The sequence below is a fragment of the Natrinema sp. CRL1 genome (genome assembly GCF_059162405.1).
Genome location: NZ_JBLVOY010000010.1, coordinates 22,103 through 39,439 on the forward strand (window position 1 = coordinate 22,103; position 17,337 = coordinate 39,439).

At 55.0% G+C, this 17,337-nt stretch carries 15 protein-coding genes and 3 pseudogenes; 17 read left to right on the forward strand and 1 reads right to left on the reverse strand.

Annotated features, from left to right (window positions below; translation table 11 throughout):
* Window positions 1-98: 98 nt before the first annotated feature.
* The 12 genes and pseudogenes from ACJYUO_RS20900 (at window position 99) to ACJYUO_RS20955 (ending at window position 11,597) form a co-directional block, all read left to right on the forward strand.
* A complete protein-coding gene (locus ACJYUO_RS20900) occupies window positions 99-662 on the forward strand; it encodes a hypothetical protein (protein WP_494347253.1) in 564 nt (187 codons plus the stop codon).
* Window positions 663-830: 168 nt separating this feature from the next.
* The gene (locus tag ACJYUO_RS20905) at window positions 831-1,901 is read left to right on the forward strand and encodes a hypothetical protein (protein WP_494347254.1); all 1,071 of its coding nucleotides are present in this window, start codon (window positions 831-833) and stop codon (window positions 1,899-1,901) included.
* 1,081 nt (window positions 1,902-2,982) lie between these two features.
* On the forward strand, window positions 2,983-4,209 hold the full coding sequence (locus ACJYUO_RS20910; RefSeq protein ID WP_494347255.1) for a hypothetical protein: 1,227 nt from the start codon (window positions 2,983-2,985) through the stop codon (window positions 4,207-4,209).
* Between the two features lie 278 nt (window positions 4,210-4,487).
* On the forward strand, window positions 4,488-5,597 hold the full coding sequence (locus ACJYUO_RS20915; protein WP_494347256.1) for a tyrosine-type recombinase/integrase: 1,110 nt from the start codon (window positions 4,488-4,490) through the stop codon (window positions 5,595-5,597).
* Entirely contained in the window at window positions 5,594-5,776 is a 183-nt protein-coding gene (locus ACJYUO_RS20920) for a hypothetical protein (protein ID WP_494347257.1), read from the forward strand. The genes ACJYUO_RS20915 and ACJYUO_RS20920 overlap by 4 nt, the downstream gene beginning before the upstream one ends.
* 79 nt (window positions 5,777-5,855) lie before the next feature.
* A pseudogene (locus ACJYUO_RS20925) lies at window positions 5,856-6,192 on the forward strand (site-specific integrase); the annotation flags it as partial.
* A gap of 53 nt (window positions 6,193-6,245) precedes the next feature.
* Window positions 6,246-6,554, forward strand: coding sequence for a hypothetical protein (locus tag ACJYUO_RS20930; RefSeq protein ID WP_494347258.1), 309 nt, complete (start codon window positions 6,246-6,248; stop codon window positions 6,552-6,554).
* Window positions 6,555-6,823: 269 nt separating this feature from the next.
* A complete protein-coding gene (locus tag ACJYUO_RS20935; protein ID WP_494347259.1) occupies window positions 6,824-7,363 on the forward strand; it encodes a recombinase family protein in 540 nt (179 codons plus the stop codon).
* Between the two features lie 500 nt (window positions 7,364-7,863).
* The gene (locus ACJYUO_RS20940; protein WP_494347260.1) at window positions 7,864-8,823 is read left to right on the forward strand and encodes a PhnD/SsuA/transferrin family substrate-binding protein; all 960 of its coding nucleotides are present in this window, start codon (window positions 7,864-7,866) and stop codon (window positions 8,821-8,823) included.
* A gap of 6 nt (window positions 8,824-8,829) precedes the next feature.
* Window positions 8,830-9,630: a phosphonate ABC transporter ATP-binding protein gene (gene phnC / locus ACJYUO_RS20945; protein ID WP_494347261.1), complete on the forward strand. Its 801-nt coding sequence runs from the start codon at window positions 8,830-8,832 to the stop codon at window positions 9,628-9,630.
* On the forward strand, window positions 9,627-10,622 hold the full coding sequence (gene phnE, locus ACJYUO_RS20950) for a phosphonate ABC transporter, permease protein PhnE (RefSeq protein ID WP_494347262.1): 996 nt from the start codon (window positions 9,627-9,629) through the stop codon (window positions 10,620-10,622). The genes phnC and phnE overlap by 4 nt, the downstream gene beginning before the upstream one ends.
* Window positions 10,623-10,814: 192 nt before the next feature.
* Window positions 10,815-11,597: a DUF7260 family protein gene (locus ACJYUO_RS20955; protein ID WP_494347263.1), complete on the forward strand. Its 783-nt coding sequence runs from the start codon at window positions 10,815-10,817 to the stop codon at window positions 11,595-11,597.
* 409 nt (window positions 11,598-12,006) lie between these two features.
* On the opposite strand, the pseudogene ACJYUO_RS20960 reads toward ACJYUO_RS20955, so the two are convergent.
* Window positions 12,007-13,021: pseudogene (locus tag ACJYUO_RS20960) on the reverse strand (IS630 family transposase).
* A gap of 45 nt (window positions 13,022-13,066) precedes the next feature.
* Between ACJYUO_RS20960 and ACJYUO_RS20965 the strand changes: the two are divergent.
* From ACJYUO_RS20965 to ACJYUO_RS20985, 5 genes and pseudogenes are all read left to right on the forward strand, one after another.
* Window positions 13,067-13,464 (forward strand): annotated as a pseudogene (locus tag ACJYUO_RS20965) (hypothetical protein); the annotation flags it as partial.
* Window positions 13,465-13,537: 73 nt separating this feature from the next.
* On the forward strand, window positions 13,538-13,834 hold the full coding sequence (locus tag ACJYUO_RS20970; RefSeq protein ID WP_494347264.1) for a toxin-antitoxin system TumE family protein: 297 nt from the start codon (window positions 13,538-13,540) through the stop codon (window positions 13,832-13,834).
* A 23-nt stretch (window positions 13,835-13,857) separates the two neighbouring features.
* Window positions 13,858-14,250 carry an HVO_A0114 family putative DNA-binding protein gene (locus ACJYUO_RS20975; RefSeq protein ID WP_494347265.1) on the forward strand — a complete coding sequence of 131 codons (393 nt, stop codon included), beginning with the start codon at window positions 13,858-13,860 and terminating at the stop codon, window positions 14,248-14,250.
* A gap of 967 nt (window positions 14,251-15,217) precedes the next feature.
* On the forward strand, window positions 15,218-15,559 hold the full coding sequence (locus tag ACJYUO_RS20980) for a pilin (protein WP_494347266.1): 342 nt from the start codon (window positions 15,218-15,220) through the stop codon (window positions 15,557-15,559).
* Window positions 15,560-15,570: 11 nt separating this feature from the next.
* Window positions 15,571-17,334 (forward strand): DUF8186 domain-containing protein, encoded by a 1,764-nt coding sequence (locus ACJYUO_RS20985; protein WP_494347267.1) that lies wholly within the window; start codon window positions 15,571-15,573, stop codon window positions 17,332-17,334.
* The last annotated feature ends 3 nt before the right edge of the window (window positions 17,335-17,337 follow it).

Below are 17,337 nucleotides of genomic sequence, written 5' to 3' on the forward strand. Positions count from 1 at the left end.
GCACCCCACCTGATCTCTTGACTACGAGTGTTCTCTCGATCGTTTCACTTTCACGGCACTACACAGGATTTTTGATAGGTGCGACCATTGATCTATGCATGGCAACAAATAACGCGCCCCTCGTGAACCGTGCTTCAGAACTTCTCTTGACGGTGCTCGTCGGTATTCTGACTGGAATCTGGGCTGCTGTTACTAGCCCACAAGTCCAGCGCGCTGTCAAGGTCAGTATGTCCGCAGTCTGGCGAGGCATTACAGCCATCCTCCGTAATGTCGTCCGATTCCTTGTCCGTCAGTACCCGACCGCTCGAAATATCGTGCGTCGCGGAATTGTCGGAGGGTGGCGGTATTTCCGCAGTCAGTTCAACAGGAATCGATCCTCGATGATACGAAGCACCCGGAACCAGCTTTCACCCCTCGAATGGGTGGCAGTCACCGTCTCTCTGTGTGTTTTGTGGGTCAACTTTGCCGCTGGAATTGCGATGCTGCTGATGACGATCGTCGTCTTCTTTCAGGATGCAGACCAGCTGTCGTTGTCTTCGTTTGGGGTTGACTCAGCAGGCGTCGGAAGCATCGTCGGGGTTGGGACCACTTTGCTCATCAATCTCTTTGTCTTGTTCAGTGCGATCCCAGCAACGATCAACTATATTCGGACACAGATATAGAACCTGTTCTATCCTCTGGGTTTTCGCGGTTGTGCGATCCTGTAGACGGAGAATAGACGAGGGATGGCATATCCATAATAATATCCGGTGGCGCTCTCAGTGATTATCTATAAGAGTATAGAATGTCGGATGTATAGAGTTTTCATGCTCTGCTAAGTACGCTTCACCATGGTAGAGAGCAGTGGACACCGAAGCCAGTTACGGATTCTTCTGTATCTCCTGATTGCTGGCCTGGTATTCCTCGCGCTTGGAGTAGGGGCACACCGCTACTTTGGCACCACGGGACTCACGGTGGTTGATGTGACTGTTTCAGCGTTTCTCTCTGCTGCATTGGTCATCCTCTATTTCCGGCAGACATCTATTCTTGAGTCTCAGCATGAACTCCTCGCCCAAGAATTGAATCGGGAGGCACGGCAGCAGCATACAGAGACACTCCGGGATCGTGTGCGACTATGGCATGGAAACCCAGACAAGGAGATGGCTGACGATCCGCTTGATCAATCAGGGATGAACCTGCCGGCAGTAGCCGATGCCTCGTTTGAATCTGCACCAACGGGATCGTATACGGCGATGACTGTTGAAGAAGAGTCGTTTCAGGTCCTTCCGCATCGTCTCGAGGGTGATCGGTATCTTGATGATCTGCTTGAGAACCATGCGCCTGATCTTCGGGAGAAAAAAGAGGAAATCGAAGATCTATATAGGGAGTTTAATTCGTTAAGAAACGAATTCTGTGAGGGCTTTGATGGCGGCATTGTCCACGAGACAAAAGACTTCACGTTTGAACCAGCCGGGTATTTTGACCGGTGGATATTCGAGTTTTTAGTGAAGTATGAACGCTGGCTTTTCGAGGATTATGAGGAACTCCGGGAACGGGCACGGTCCCGACTTGAGGAGGGTGATTCTGGTGTACATCCGGATGAACCACAGATTTGGATTCGGGCTAACGTCGGCGGTGGACGTAGTCGTGCGGTTTACTCTGCGATTCCGGATGTTACGGACCGAGACGAGTTGCACAAGCAGCGATCTAAGGCGGAGGATGAAGCTGAGCAGTTGTTTGAACAGATTTTAGACTGTCTGGAGGAAGACTATCCGTATGAGCAGCCGCAGCGGGCTGCAGCGGTCCTTGATGAAGCAGCAGCAGCGATTGATGAATTAGAGCATCTGCTGGTTGAGTATGATGGTCGCCCAATCTATCCTGGTGATTGCAAGTACCTTGAGGAGGCTCGCATTTCAAAATAGCTGAGGGTGAGTAATTCTCCGAACGGTCGGATCGAGATTAAATCGTTTCTTGGAACGGCTACCTGAGTGACTGAATTTGCGTAGTAACAGGGAGCTCTGCGACCTTTAGCGCTTACAACTATTGTTCTTCTCACTCACGTTTGCTTGATCACTTCATTAATTCCTTCGTGGTCTGGTGTCCTCAAATCTCAGTTTTATCCCTACAGAATATGATGAATCGGATCATCAGAGCCGAACTCAGACTTGATTGGGGCTCAAGTGTCCTCGAAGACAGGCTTTGCAGACATCGTCGAAGTTCGACCTACGTCTCGTGCTAGCGCTCTTCGACTCTCGTCAACGCCGACCTGCACGCCGTCGGCGCAGAGGCGTTCGAGGAGCAGCTGACCGGGGCCTGTGGTACCTCGGTGTCTCTTCTTGTCGCCGATGACGAGACTGGTCTACTTGAGGCGATGCGGCGAGTAGTGTTCGAGCGGTTCGACCGAACTACAACAGACTCGTCGCGTACAACGCTGAATCGTGGAAAGGTGGATTCGACCTGCCGTTCGTCCGCACCCGCTGCATCCAGCAGGGGGTGGATTGGCCGTTCGACGGCCTCCTGTTCGCGATCATTGGGATCCGGTGAAGAAACGGTTGAACACGACCACCACAGCGTACGGTGCCTCCGACGACGCGACCTCGCTGACCGGCGCGTACGATTTCCTGTTCGGCCAGAACGACAGTCTCGGAGACGTGCTGGATCGGTGGAGGGGCATGCGTGGTACCGCGACGCGCCGTACGATCCGTTCGAGGACTCGGGGGAGTGCCGCCGCGCACTACCGCGAGGGCGCTCTCCTGCCAGTCTGCCTGCACAACCTCGCCGGCATCCATCGGACGTGGAAATCAGCGAAATCGTCCGATGCTTCGTTTCCTCGAAGGACGTCTCGGAGAAGAAGCTCTGAAACCGGCCGACTCTTCATCCGACTCGACTACTACCAGTTCATAACATCGTCCCGAATGGCGAATGTTGATATGTGATGCTATCTCAGAGTCCAGACAGATGGATTCCGCGACTGTTGATGCCGCCGTCTCCGATTTGCGGGCTGTGGTTGAAGATTTTCTCGATGAGTTGGCCGACCGTGACCTCTCGGCAGACCGCCTCGGCGAAGTTATCGAAAACGACGCCGAACTCGATAGTACTGACCTCGGCCAGTTTCAAGAACGGTTCGTGGAGGATCACCTAATCTGGCCAGTACTTGACGTTCTCGGGTACACATACACCCCGCGACCGAATTCACCGGTTGGGGAAGATGATGAATACCCGGATTTTCGTGTAGATAATCTCCCCGCCAACGTCATCGGCGAGAACAAGTCAGTCAACGACATCGAGACCGCCAAACAAGATCTGCGAACGTACCTCAACTCCGCCCGCCACGAGTACGGGATTGCTACTGACGGCTTCGAGTGGGGCGTCTACGAGATCTCTGAAACCGACAAGCGTGGCCTCGTGCTCGAAGAGGTCGTCGGGCCTCATAGCTTGAAACCGGTCGTCCAGTATGTCGCTCGCGAGGAGCGGATGGTGCCTTACGCCGATCTGAACGGACTTCCCGAACCGGATGGCCTTCTTGCATCGTTCTTCCAAAATCTCGGCCATCACCATGTCCGTCGGGCCACCGGTGGTCTGTCGGATTTCCACGACCTGTACACCGAGACGCTGATCGGCGAAGGAGACTACGATCACGATGGCATCGACACGCCGCTCGTCGAAGCCGTCGACGCGCCGACCGGCGCAGGCGAGGCCGAGAAGACCGCGTTTGCGGCCCTGCTCCTCGACCGACTGACCTTCGTCCGACTGATGCGCGACCGCGGCGTGTTGGAGATCGAACTGCACGAGGAGTGGAGCCATCACAACAAGGGTCTGAATCGGTTCCAAGGCTCGTTCTACGATACGCACCTCAAACCCCTGTTCTACAATGTGCTGTCGGTGCCGGAGGACGACCGCGAAGGAGATGAGTCCGGAAGTCCTCCCCATTTCGCTGGTGGTCTATTCGAGCCGGTGCTTGGCGACGAGGACGCGTACGACGTTGGAGACGACGTGATGCAGGACGTTTTGACGGTGTTCATCGAGGGCGAGTCGCGGACGGTAATCAATGAGGGGGCTCGCGGGTCGCTTCTGGAGTCGTATCGGGCGACGGAGGAGACTGATCTGGCTGGTCGGATGGCCGCGTGGTACGCCGACTTGACGCGGGCGTACGAGTCGGAGTTGGCGTACGTGGAGGAGAACATCAGTCCGACGCTTCGCCGGCACTCGCTCGGGGCTGGCGACGACTAACTCGGATCGATTTCTTCGGTGTCCCTGTTCCCGCTGTCAAATTTGTCACTTAGCGTCTGATTTGTAGAAATCCAGACTGCGAAGGTCTGCAATTTCCCGGCCGAAATTTAATATATCGCCATGGGATTTATAAAACTCTAACAACTATCTATTCTTACGATATCTGTACTCTCATAGCCTGCAGCAACAATCGAAGCAATGCCAACGGTCCACAGCACATTAGACCAATAATGTACGGTGCTATTTTGTAGGTCCACGCCCTTGGGTAAGCCGAGTCGATGTCTCAGCACAACTCCGGGGGTTCAGGCGGGCAAATCCCCCTCGAAGACGCGAAAGACGAGTTCCTGCGAGAACAGAAGGGGAACTACAGTAGCAACCTCAAGTACAACCTGGAGAAGTGGCTCGACGAGTGGATTGACGGCCGCGACGAGGAGACGCTGGCCGACGTGGCGCCGTTGACCATGCGTCACTACGCGAACTACCTCGAGCGGCGGTCACGCGGTGACACAGGGATTGCAGAGTCGTCGGCCCGTACCTACTACAACTACGTCTCGGCGTTCCTCTCGTGGGCTGTGAAAGTCGAGTACCTGCCGGAGAACCCAGCAGAGAAAGAACGGGCAAAAGACCCGCTCCCGAACGGCGACACGAGTAGCAGCGAGCAACAGTTCTGGCAACCCGAACAGCGAGCGGCGCTCACCGACTACGTCGACGAGCGTGCTCGTGAGGCGATCGACGCTGACGGGACCGACGCCTTCGAGGAGGTACGGGACCGCGCGCTGATCTACGTGCTGGCCTACACCGGCGTTCGTGGGTCGGAGGTCCTGGCCGACGCGAGACACGACGACCGAAACGGCCTCCGGTGGGACGACGTCTATCTCGAGAACGGTATGATCGAAGTCTTCGGCAAGAGCCAGGATCCAAACGAGGAGGTCGGGCTCACCGGTCAGACAATCGAACCGCTGCGGCGGCTCCGAACCCTCGTTGATCCGCCTGCCGAGTCGTGGCCAGTCTTTCCGTCCCGGCATCCACCGTCGCTGTACGACCGGATCGACGAGTCGGAGTACGATCGTCCGGAGGGCAACCCGTGGGAGTTCTGCCTTGAGAACAGTATCGAACCACCGTCAATGAGTACCTCCGGTGCTCGGACGCTGCTGAAACGTCTCTCGAAAGAGGCCGAAGTGCCGGGACTGGATCTCGAGGACGGCGAGTATCTAACGCTGCATGGTGCCCGGCGAGGCGTCGGAGAGACGCTGTATAAGGAACACGGCGCGCAACGCGCCCAACGGACGCTTCGCCACGCCAATCCGAAGACGACCTCCGAGATGTATTCGCACATAGAAGCGAGCGAGCTGGGCGAGGACAATACGGCCGTGTTCGAAAACGAATGAGTTCTCCGACAAAAGAGGCCGAAAACATTGCGGTGGCTGCGATGAAGATTGTGGGGACTTTAGCCGCAATTGCAATTCCAATCCGGCTTCTCGGCGGTGGAATAGGGGATTTTGCGGTTGTGTTAGCTACGGTTCTTGTCCTAGTGGGTGGACTCAAGATGATTCGGCACCTTGCTTGATCTGGCCTACGAACTTATTGGAGAAGACGACCAGTCGAGTGACCTCACAGGATCATGGACGGCCGCCGATGCCTGATCAGCACTCTCGACGCCACTTGACGACAGATTCGAGCGGGACCTCCAGGATAAGGGAAAAGGCCGCGGTAGCGACGGCGAGAACTACCGACGCAACGCAGGGCGAGAACTCGAGCGGTTCGCGGAGTGGGCCACCGGCAACCGCAGTGACGACGTCTGGACCGGGGATCGTTCTTGACGATGTCGACCGTGAATCCACCTTTGAGAACCTCGACGAACGTGTGTTTCGGGAGCACGCTCGTCATCTCGCCGGTGATCGCAGGCTCAAACAGAATACTGTACAAACCTATTACCGCTATATCTTCGCGTGGAGTGGCTGGTGCGTCAACGAGGGCTACCTCGGGGACGATGTCGTGAACGAACTTATCCGGGAGACGGCCCGCGCGAGGATCGGATGGTCGCTGCGGGCGTCAAACCCGATGTGGTCTCGTCCGATTCGCTTGCGTCGATCGCCGATGCCGGCGAGCGCGACGCCCGCAAGGCGATCGTCACCCTTCGGAACGCGCTGGATTTGGTACTCAGTAGGGGCGTCGAGGAAGTCACAGCCCCGATTATCGAGCAGGCAGCCCAAGACGCCAAGGTGGATATCGCCCGTGCACGGATCGCGTCGCTGACCGGCGACCAGTGGGACGATCCACGACGAATATGCGAGCCGAGTCGACGATCCGGTCGTCGGCCGAACGGTGCGTGGGTGGCTCGGTGAGAAGTTCCCCCAGTATAATCTCGTTCGGATACTCGAGAGTGAGAATTCACAGGAATACGAGTTGACCGACGCCGTGCGGACGATCTTGGAGAGTTAACACTGCCCGTATCATACCTCCCGTGATAGGGGCTGTACAGAGCACATATACTGCTTATAAACAGCCCCTCTCGAGCAGCAGCATTTCCCTCGAGGTCGGCCACGATCTCACAGATGGCGTCGGGCTCGGATCACTCCGGGAAGTCACCCTCACGCGCACCCCGATTTCATACATGCAACAGCGGACGGTCACGCTCGGCCAGAACGGCAATTGGCGCACACCGATATCATACGTGACTGTCGCTGTGCTGCCCATCCCGATATCATACATTCTCGAGTCGCCCAATGCGATATCATACATCGGGTCGCCCTCGATCCTCGCGATTGTGAGCGTGGTCTTCGTGGGTGCGGTTCAGGAGGACCTCACCACCTACAGCGCTGACCAGGAGGAACCTCCCCCCAGTGAACCAGACCAGACAGTCGACGAGAGCGAAACGCCCAGCTCGGATCCAAGCAAGCCCGGTGTAATCTACGCTCGCGTCAGCACAAACCAGCAGGCCGAGGACGGTCGCAGCCTTGAGGCCCAGACCGACGACCTGCTGCAGATCGTCGAGCGAAACGATATCGACCTCGTCTGTGACCCGATCAAGGACGAAGGGCAGACAAGGACGGATTTCGATCGGGACGGCATCAGGCGAGTATTCGACCTCGCGAACTCGGGTCAGATCTCATATCTCCTCGTCGACGATATTTTGACAACCTCTAATCGATGATTTCACCTTAAGTGATTATGCACCGTTTCGAGTGACAACTATCCGATCTCGAGTTCAGCGACAGCCTCGCGTGGTTCGACGTCGTGATCAACAAGACGACCGGCCGCCAACTGCCAGGCTTCACTCGAGAGTTCAGAATCGGCGGCTTCGTAGTGGACCTGAACTCGGTCAGTGCGACGGCGATCAGGAGATCCTTCTGACGTTCAGTGAGAGACATTAAAGGCGATGGACCTGGCTTCCTACATAAACGTCAGGTGCTTACCTGTCATGATCTGCTGGCAGCACAAACAGATATAGTTCGACGGCTGATAGTCCTGATCAGATCGACTCGCTGGCCAGGTGCCTCAGCGACAAGAACGAACCCTCTGACCAGACAGTACGAAGATAGCTATTTTTAGAATATATATCACTACCATACCGTAATTCACGACATAGTAGAGTATACCCTCATTTATCTAAAATATAAGGGTTCTTTGAAGAATTCCCGCCAGCCATGTGTGATGGCAGATAAGACACGACGTCGTGTCCTGCAGAGTACTGGTATAGCAGTCACTGCTGGTCTCGCAGGCTGTACATCTAGTTCGAGTTCGTCAGGCAGTGAGCAAGTCACGTTCCTAGAGACACCAGGTGAGACTCCCGGGGACACCGAAGAGATGTGGGAGCCGTTCGAGGAGTATCTCAGTTCGGAAATCGACGAGCTGGATTTGAACGTCGATTTCGCAGATAGCACCTCGGGAATTGGCCAATCTCTACTCAACGACCAAGCCGAATTGACGCGCAGCGATATTGTCATGCTCGCGAATCCCGAGGAACTCGATGTCGTCGGCATCGTCGAGGAGGGTGGTGCTGCAGTGTATTTCGCTGGAATCGCGACACGTCCAGATTCCGACATCGAGGAGCTTGCTGATCTCGAAGGGGAGAGCATCGTGTTCGCCGACCGGCTTTCGACGAGCGGGTCGCTATATCCCAACTACATGCTCCACCAAGCCGGACTCGACACCGGAGAGGCCCCGTACGGTGATCCAGTCGACTACGACGGCACGTGGACGAGCGGCCAAGCTGGCGCAATAGACTCATTCCTCAATCGGGACGAGTTCGCCGCCGTCGGCTGTGACATCGCGGTTCTCTTGGAGTACATTTCAGAAGACCAGTGGCCAGATCGAGTCCGTGAACAATCTGGCCGATGGGATGACAATGTAGGATCGAGTTCGACGGAATTGGAACTGGTCGAAGCGTCGCAATCGCTTCCCTTCTCGCCCATCATCGCACGCAGCAACTGGGAACACCCGCTGCGTTCCGACATAGAAGAGGCGATCATCTCGATCGAGGAGGGGACGCTTCGGGAACCGGATGGAGACGTGGACAACCCGATCAGCGCGGTTACACCGGGAAGTCAGGAGGATTACCAGCCAATTCTCGACGTGATCGATACGTTAGGCGTCGATCTGGGAGACCTTTAGCTCAGTATGAGCCTCCGTATACAGAATTTGACGAAGGAATATGGGGACACGACAGCCCTGTCAGGTGTATCCTTCGAGATTACCGACGGGAACTTCGCTGTCGTGCTCGGCAAATCTGGGGCTGGCAAGTCGACGCTGTTGCGGATCCTCAACGGGTTGACTGAACCCACCTCAGGAAGTGTGTATCTCGATGGTCAGGAAATCACCAATTCGCGGTCGGACGTTGGAATGGTGTTTCAGCAGCACAATCTCACCAATGAGCTGAGTGCCTACGATAATGCCCTAACTGGGACATTCAATCGAACCGGATTCGTTCGAAGCCTGCTCAATTTACAGCCCATCGAGGATCGAGAACTCGCACTAGAGGCGCTGGAAACAGTCGGGTTACTCGACGAGGCAGGCCAGAAAGTAGACCGTATGAGCGGGGGCCAGCAACAGCGCGTCGGAATCGCACGCGCGCTGGTTCAGCAACCTTCGCTCCTCCTTGCCGACGAGCCCGTCGCCAGTCTGGACCCTGCGAGTGCTGAGACAGTGATGACATGCTTTCGTGAGACTACCAAGAAGCACGACCTTACGACGCTGGCAAGCCTCCATCAAGTCAATATTGCCCGGGAGTTCGGTGAGCAGTTTATTGGTCTAAAAGATGGCGAGGTGATGTTTGTTGGCTCGCGGTCGGAACTCACACCCTCGATTCTCGAGGAAATTTATGGTGAGATCCAGACAGAAGAACTCCGCGAAGGAACCGATACTATCGGCTCGAACGAATCCGCACAGACCAAAACCACCGACATTGGAGCCGAATTATGAGTACGGATCCTGAACCCCTTGTCGAGAGGCTACTTCGACGATTCCTCGGTGGTAGTCGAGAAGATTCAGCGATCAAACAACGGCATAACGAGTTAAAGCGTGCCCGGCTGGTGCGTCGGCTGTCTCAATCAGCTCTACTGACTGGTATTGCGGTACTGCTGTACTGGTCATTGAGCGCAGCTGGGTTCTGGAGTACAGAATGGGTAGAGTACTGGCCACAGTTCGTCGATGCACTCGCACTGTATTTCCCGCCGAAGTTGTATTTCGACCTAATCCCCTTCGTCGATATCGGCCGCTACTACCAGTTCATGAAGGAAGCTGGACTGGTGGGGGAAGCTGGAATTACGCTGGCGATTGCCCTCGCGGGGACAATTATGGGCGCGCCGCTGGCACTATTGTTCGGTGTCCTGGGCAACGAGCGGGTCACCCCATTCCCACTCAATTTCCTCTTCCGAGGCGTGATGAGTATCATTCGGTCGATCCCGGCGCTCGTCTGGGCGCTGATATACGTCCCCCTAGGCGGTATCACTCCGGTAACCGCAACACTCGCTCTCGGTACAGACACTATCGGAGAACTAGGTCGACTACTCACCGACGAGCTTGAAGAGGTCAATGACGGACCCATCGAAGGAATCAAAAGCACTGGGGCAGGCAAGCCTCAGATAATCACATTTGGGATGATTCCCCAGATGGTCCGACCGTTCATCGCGTGGGCAATGTTTGTTCTGGAAAATAACGTCCGGTCCGCGGTCAGTCTTGGCATCATCGGAGCGGGTGGTCTGGGAGTGACGCTAACGATTGAGCAGCAAACCTTCCAGTTCACAAATATGATGGCGACGATTCTATTTATAGTGGCACTCGTCATCTCCGTCGAGATGGTCAGCCAACGGACGCGATCCTACCTCCGTGAAGGTGACGATGTGGAACAGTTGAGCATCTATCAGAGGGTTGTTAGCTTCCCGAAACGGATGTCTGACTCGCTCTTCAAATAGACGGAGGGGTCCCGTGTTACCCTCTATCTTTTCAGGTGTAACAGACTGCGATTCTGGCCAGCATCGTTGCTCTGCGACATCTCTCTGGGTTACTGAACGGACAGAGAGTTATCACATTAAGTTCGTCGTACCGGCTACTGCCGAGCCGGGCGTATTCACGAACACAGGTATCGATCTGATATGTGATACAAGATGAAAACACAGATCAAGCAGGCTCAAACACGAGTAGACGCAGAACAGAAAGCAGTTGACGAAAAATTGAAAGCACTTAAAAATTTTATTGTTCGCATTTCAGATCTATCGGCTGAGCGGGCGCAGCCCTTGTCATCTGAGACCACGGCCGAGACGGCTACGCAGTACCGTACGGATGTATCATCTAATGACGGGTGCTGTGCAGTTCGGACCGCATTCGACGAAACGGTACGATCTCACAGTGTAGCTGATATCGATCGATCAGAGTCACTACTTATAACAATCAAACAGGAGTTATCGGAGCCGATCGCGCTCGCATTAGCGCCGACGACAGAAACATCCTTTTCGTCGGATCTCAAGCAAATGATTATTGCGGAGGCGAAGGCCCGGCAGTCAGAGACGAAAGTCCTGTGTCGGGCACTTGAGCGAGAGGAAGCCCAATTAGGGAGCGCCAGTGACATCGTTGACGACATCACAGCTGGAATGGCAGAATTTAAACAGGGTGCGTTGACCGACCTCGGATTTGAAGCGCTGCAGAACCGTCACGAAATACTTGCAAATAAATATGGCCGCTGTGAAAGACTGGGTCGCCAACGTCAAGAGTTTCTCAGGGATACAACGAGCCAGAGCATCGAAACTAGAACCCAGCATCGACAGCTCGTTCAATACCTCTATCAAGACTCTCCGTTCACATATCCGATTTTGACGACGGTAGCCCATCTCAGTGCTAAGTGTAAAGAGCACCAACGGGCGGTTCGAAACCATATAGTGCAGAGACTCTAACCGATGTCGGCTACTTCTCACTCGCAGTAGATACCTCGGTGTGCAAAGGTAGATCTCGGCAGACGAAAATCTTCAATCTATTACATCAGCCGACAGAACTGTGACTTGAGTTAATTTATTTCTGAGGATTGATTTGAACTAGACAACCTTGTCCATCATGGGTCGCCGTACTCCCATAGCCCTCGTTTTCCTGAATCATAAGTATCAGCGTTGTTCGCCAGCGAACCCCCTATCTTCGAGCCACACATCCAACTCGTCAAGCATGTCGTCGTCGACGATCAACTCGTCGTATTCGTAGTCACGTAATAGTCCTACCGCGGACTTTCGAAGCGTCAATAGAAATGACGTATTGCAAGATATTTTGCTGAAACCCCGTCTGTCGGCGCGGCCACTAATACTATAGTAGGCATTAGAAGTAATTACTCACTTTGGGAATAGAGAGTTGATCGAGAGCTGTGTCAATCTCCGCTGTAAGATCGTCGAGTGACTCAAAGAAGCGGTTGCTGAGAGCGGCTTGGAGTTGTCTCCAGCACTCCTCGACAGGATTTAGCTCTGGCGAGTATGCCGGTAACGTGACGAAGGCGAGGTCGTCACGGGCCGCTAGGTCCGTGACGGCCGACGCCTGAAAATACGGCGCTCCATCCAGTACAATAAGCAAATCATCGTCGAACTCTTTGCATAATGCAAGAATGAAATGTTTGGCGTGTTCGGCGGTTACGTACTCTTCGAATCGAGCGAAAAAGCGATCACCGTTTTCGGTGATCGCGCCCAAGAGACACGTCCAGTCGCGTTGGCCGGATAATTCGACAGATGGCCGCGTGCCGCGGGGAAACCACGCGGCGCGCGGCTCGACTTGCACGGATTTCTTGGTTTGATCGATACAGACTACTGTGGCGTCCATTTGCCGCCGCTTTTTTGAACTCTTCGCGGAACGTTTCTTGCTCGTCAGCATCGGATTCGGCGGCTGTGCGGCGTGGTTTTTGATAGCTCAATCCCGCTTCTTTGAGCAACCGCCGGCAACTCGGGATTGAGTATTCGACATCGTACGTCTCGTCAAGATACTGCTGGACGAGCGCCGGGGTCCACGCCGGCGCGTCGAGCCCAACTTTCTTAGGGGATTCGTGGACAGTTGCTTCGAACTGTTCTTGCTCTCTTTCCGAGAGTTTTCGATTTCTCCCAGACCGATGAGCATCAGAAACAGCCCGCTCAAGCGATTCATCAGTATCGAGTCGCTTGAGCCAACTATAGATCGTCCGTCGCTCCACGCCGTACCACTCAGCTAGTTCAGTCTGCTGAACGCCGTTTTTATACGCTATTGCGGCTAAGAGCCGTTGTGTCGGCTTCTTTCCGTCCACCTTGTCGAGAGCATCTTGCAACTCTTCGACTGAAATTTCTTCGAGGTGATCCACTGTCTGTTGCAACACTCTACGAGCAAATAATTCTAACGGCTACTATAGCCGACCGAGGAAGAACACCCGGATACAATTGACGAGCAACGTGAGGGGACGCTCACGTCCTCTTACTAGCGCTTGACGAGGACATCCGGCCGCCGTCGATCACGCCAGACGGCGCACGGTCACTTTTCCAGCGACTCTCGGAAGCCGCAGATATCGATGTTGGTCATCCGAAACATGACTATCTCGCACCCCACGGCGGCTGCCGTGGGATGGGTGAAGTTCTCGTCCGGGCATTCAGATACTCGGTTGGCACTCGGTACCTTGATAACTCCGAAGAGATGGTGTAGGAGAGGTATTCGCATATTGAGGCCGGCAAATTGGGCAATGTTGCTACGGAAGCACTTAACGAGATTGACTCTGCTCAAATTAGATTTCAATTCCGGATATCGTCTTGCTGTGATCATCGCTAATTCGAGATAAGCGATACTATGTTAGCTTTGAGCCTAACATTTATTATGTTAGGACTCATACTAACAGACAGGGATGAGCGAGGACGTTACTGTCGTTCGCGATGAGATCGAAGCTTATGCGGATGGCACCGTTGCTCGCGTCCGCATACTCGCGGTCCCTGAGTCGGAGAAGTTCCCGGACGGCATCAAATATGCCTTCCACTACGGCGACGCCGGTGCAGACGACCCGATTATCCGGTTCGACAACCACCACGGTGTCCACGAACTGCACCTCGACTCACGGGTATTCGAAGCTGACTACCCGGGATTACAGACACTGTATCGTGCTTGGCGCGCGGCGCTTCCGTTCGACAAGCGAATCGATTGGTGACCGACCTAACCCTATCCCAAGCCATGACCCAAACACTCCACGTCCGAATCAATTCGTCGTCCGACCGCAGCGACCTCGAGGACACGCTTGCAGCTCTCGATGCCGATGAGGGTGTCGACCCGAAGCCGTCGACACTCTCCGTTGCGGACCTCGAGACGTTCGGCCGGATCTTCCGGCCGACGAACCTTGAACTGCTCGAGGCAATCGCGGACCATGAGCCTGAGAGCATTCGTGAACTCGCCCGGATCGTTGACCGTCACCCGCCGGAAGTGACTGATAACGTCACTGAACTCGCCGATTACGGCCTTGTCGACCTTGAGGAGAACGGCCGTGCAAAGCGGCCGGTCGTCTGGTACGATGAGATCGATGTCGACATTCCAATCGGCCAGCACTCGCCCGATGTTGCGCCGGCGTAATGGTTGTTGTGGACCCAACGCCTTCGAGGCACGGTCATCGTCACGCACCCACGAGAGGGCCACACGGCACTTTCACATACTGTTCTTTAAATACGAAGCCGCGGCCAACGCCGGCGGCGCTCACTGAACGATAGGAGGATCTCTTGGTCGCAGTCGCACTGGCCGAGTTCAGCGTCCACTACGACAACGCCGATCCCGAACTCTCGCGAGCAGCGTGGCAGCTCGCAGCGAGTCGCCTCGTCAATCACTTCTTTCAGATCTGCTTTCGCATCTTCTGGAATCGTTTCACCATCTTCCATCGTTTCGCTGTGCGGTTGAAGTCCAAGACCCCATATCAAAAATATTCTATTCGCATTGTATCATCTGATTTCTTCTAATTTGATTGGACAGTAGATCACCCTTCCCTCTACGGTGACCGCTGTATTGGAAAGATCGATCACTCAAATACAATAGTTTATGTCTATAGATGAATGTCTCGTATACTTTAATTACTAATAACACAATCTAATAGTAACCATTATGTAGCACCGATAATGAGTTTTTAGTGCTTACATTAGGACACAAAATAATGCTGTTCAAGACTGCCCACACACGAATTCCGATCATATCCGTCAACGCAGTGTTCCTCAGGTTGGGTAGCAATACTACTGCCTCCAGGTCGGTTCGAGACGCACTGACTACATGATAACCGGTTGCAAGAGCACCCCTCGAGACTGGGACATACTGGTTGCTGATGTGAGTCGTGATACAACGTACGACCTCGAGGACCTGATTGCATCGCTATCCAACGATGAGGCCTACCAGCCACAGCCTGACGCACCCCACCCAAATATTTCCCCGTATGAATAATGGTCCCACTCCCGATTCCGTTGAACAGTCTGCCAAACGCCCTGATGAGCAATCCATGTTTTCGGGTCAACTCCGAGCCCTGTCTGCCCGAGCAACGTCGAAGGCTCCCCCGGTCGCCATGTGGTTCACATTCCTCGTCATTATGACTGGCTCAGCGGCTGCCCAGTCGGATGTCGGTGATGTCTACTGTGGAACTGGCGTCGAAACAGGAATCACCATCGTCTTTGGAGCAATTGCCGGGCTTGGACTCCCTGCAACGGGTTTCTACGTCTGTCGAGCGGGGCTCTCGTACATGCGTGCGGGCGGCAATCCTGAGAAAAAGAACACCGCCAAAGAGCGACTGGTGATGTCGGGTGTTGGATTTGGCATCATCGTCCTTGCGCTCATCTCGCCCGAGCTCATCGACAATGTTGGAAGTCAGATGGGATTCGAGTTCTCGAGTTGCGTGCAGCCATTCTGACCCCTTCACAGATGGCCCTACCTCGTTCGATGCTCGTCGTGCTCGCCCTCCTCGGTACGAGTAGTCTCTTGGGTGGCCTTGCGAGCACCACAGTTCTCGCAGTAGATTCACACTCGAGTACAGCGGTCCCCATAGATGGACCTGATCACGGCGTCAACGAGTCGCGGTTTCAGTTGCTGTGGTCAGAAGATACAGAGCAGGAAAATCTCTCGAGCGACGATTTCGCTGCGAACGCGTCATCGTCTGCGGAATTTACACAGCGCCTCTCCAAGTCGACGGACTATCTGTTCGACGATCCGATCGAGGATGTCGAACGGTGGAATAGTGGCGATTTCGGTGAGTATACCGCTGGTGATGCAGCGACTTCAGTTCACCCGGAATCGGCAGCCCTCGAGGATGGACAGTACATCAAGGATGCACACGCCAGCATCTTCGCTGTTCAGCCATCGACGGTCCTCCAGTCGGGTACCGAGTCGACCACATATATCGCACCGAAAGGCGAGGTACTTGCGACAGCTGATTATCGAGTCGCGGTTCCAGACGATCGTGAGAGCGGCCCAGTGCGTGAGGAGTGGTCCCTCGAAGAGGCGGAACTCGACGAGGTTGAGCTTCGGGCCGATGGTCAGCAACTCGATTCCAACACCAGCCACCAGGCAACCCTCGAGTATAGCGGCCTGTCAGGCGACCCAACGCTGACAGTTACGGTGGATATCTCTGCTCAACTCCGCCACGAACGGCGGACGTGTGACGAGTATAATGAGAGTACGGACTCCTGTGATGGCTCGTGGGAGACAGAGCTCACCCATCCGTCCGAACAACTCACAGTAACCGACTCGCGCAACATCACTGTCAACCGACTCGACACCGCCACTGGAACCCAGACGACATTCGAAACCGATGATAAGCAGACGGGCGCTGTCGTTCACCCGAGTGCCGTCTGGTCGGCAATTGAGATCGCCAATGACACACGAGTTCGTGGGAACTGGCGCTTCTATGCCGCCGGCGACGCCGGCTGGCAGACGATGGTCTCACGGACAGAGACCGGGACGACTCGAGCAAATTCCACAGTGCGTCCGGCACAGCTCTACGCGGTCCCCATGCAGGCGGAACCGGACGTCTCGAGCGACGCGACGGGGACGGTCGAACCACCGCTCGAGATCGAAGACGCCTGGGGAAGTGAACGCGCTGGACCGTCCCTTGCTGAGTCGATCGACGTTACTCCTGTTGATCAGTACCTGAATTCGTCCTCCGTGGCGCTACAGTCGGAATCGATTACAGCCAATTCGTTTGACACGGTCACCGTTCACGGCATTGTTCGCGGCCAGTCACAAACAGTCTCGCTCGCGGACGACGGCATCGTTCGCGAAACCAATCTCAATCTGACCGTGCTCGAGGCCGATTCCTCGGGAGCGGTCGTCGAAGCAATAGTGACGGAAAACGCAACTGGAGAGCCAGTGACGACTGGGCGCGTGGAAGTTGGCAACCAGTCGGCTCCCGTCAACGCCAGTGGCATGGCTCAACTCCACCTCGAGGAGCGGCCATCGCTCGTAGTCGACGGAACGTACGTTGCCGAGGATTGGTGGCGTGCAGAGACGATGTACGCGACTGCAGAGGATCGGACGAAGATCCCGCCGGAGTATCCGAAGTTCGCTCAACTCGTCCAGTTAGCGCTCGTAACGCTGCTCTGGTTCCTCCCAGTTGCCCTCGCCGTCTACGGGTTTGATTACCTAACTGACGGCACGTTCCTTGGACTCACAGATACCGATGACAGATAACAA

Bases quoted from the DNA above. Each gene is read 5' to 3' on its own strand.
- ACJYUO_RS20900 (WP_494347253.1), top strand. From the start codon at position 99: ATGGCAACAAATAACGCGCCCCTCGTGAACCGTGCTTCAGAACTTCTC.
- ACJYUO_RS20905 (WP_494347254.1), top strand. From the start codon at position 831: ATGGTAGAGAGCAGTGGACACCGAAGCCAGTTACGGATTCTTCTGTAT.
- ACJYUO_RS20915 (WP_494347256.1), top strand. From the start codon at position 4,488: ATGTCTCAGCACAACTCCGGGGGTTCAGGCGGGCAAATCCCCCTCGAA.
- ACJYUO_RS20920 (WP_494347257.1), top strand. From the start codon at position 5,594: ATGAGTTCTCCGACAAAAGAGGCCGAAAACATTGCGGTGGCTGCGATG.
- ACJYUO_RS20930 (WP_494347258.1), top strand. From the start codon at position 6,246: ATGGTCGCTGCGGGCGTCAAACCCGATGTGGTCTCGTCCGATTCGCTT.
- ACJYUO_RS20935 (WP_494347259.1), top strand. From the start codon at position 6,824: ATGCAACAGCGGACGGTCACGCTCGGCCAGAACGGCAATTGGCGCACA.
- ACJYUO_RS20940 (WP_494347260.1), top strand. From the start codon at position 7,864: ATGGCAGATAAGACACGACGTCGTGTCCTGCAGAGTACTGGTATAGCA.
- phnC (WP_494347261.1), top strand. From the start codon at position 8,830: ATGAGCCTCCGTATACAGAATTTGACGAAGGAATATGGGGACACGACA.
- phnE (WP_494347262.1), top strand. From the start codon at position 9,627: ATGAGTACGGATCCTGAACCCCTTGTCGAGAGGCTACTTCGACGATTC.
- ACJYUO_RS20955 (WP_494347263.1), top strand. From the start codon at position 10,815: ATGAAAACACAGATCAAGCAGGCTCAAACACGAGTAGACGCAGAACAG.
- ACJYUO_RS20970 (WP_494347264.1), top strand. From the start codon at position 13,538: ATGAGCGAGGACGTTACTGTCGTTCGCGATGAGATCGAAGCTTATGCG.
- ACJYUO_RS20975 (WP_494347265.1), top strand. From the start codon at position 13,858: ATGACCCAAACACTCCACGTCCGAATCAATTCGTCGTCCGACCGCAGC.
- ACJYUO_RS20980 (WP_494347266.1), top strand. From the start codon at position 15,218: ATGTGGTTCACATTCCTCGTCATTATGACTGGCTCAGCGGCTGCCCAG.
- ACJYUO_RS20985 (WP_494347267.1), top strand. From the start codon at position 15,571: ATGGCCCTACCTCGTTCGATGCTCGTCGTGCTCGCCCTCCTCGGTACG.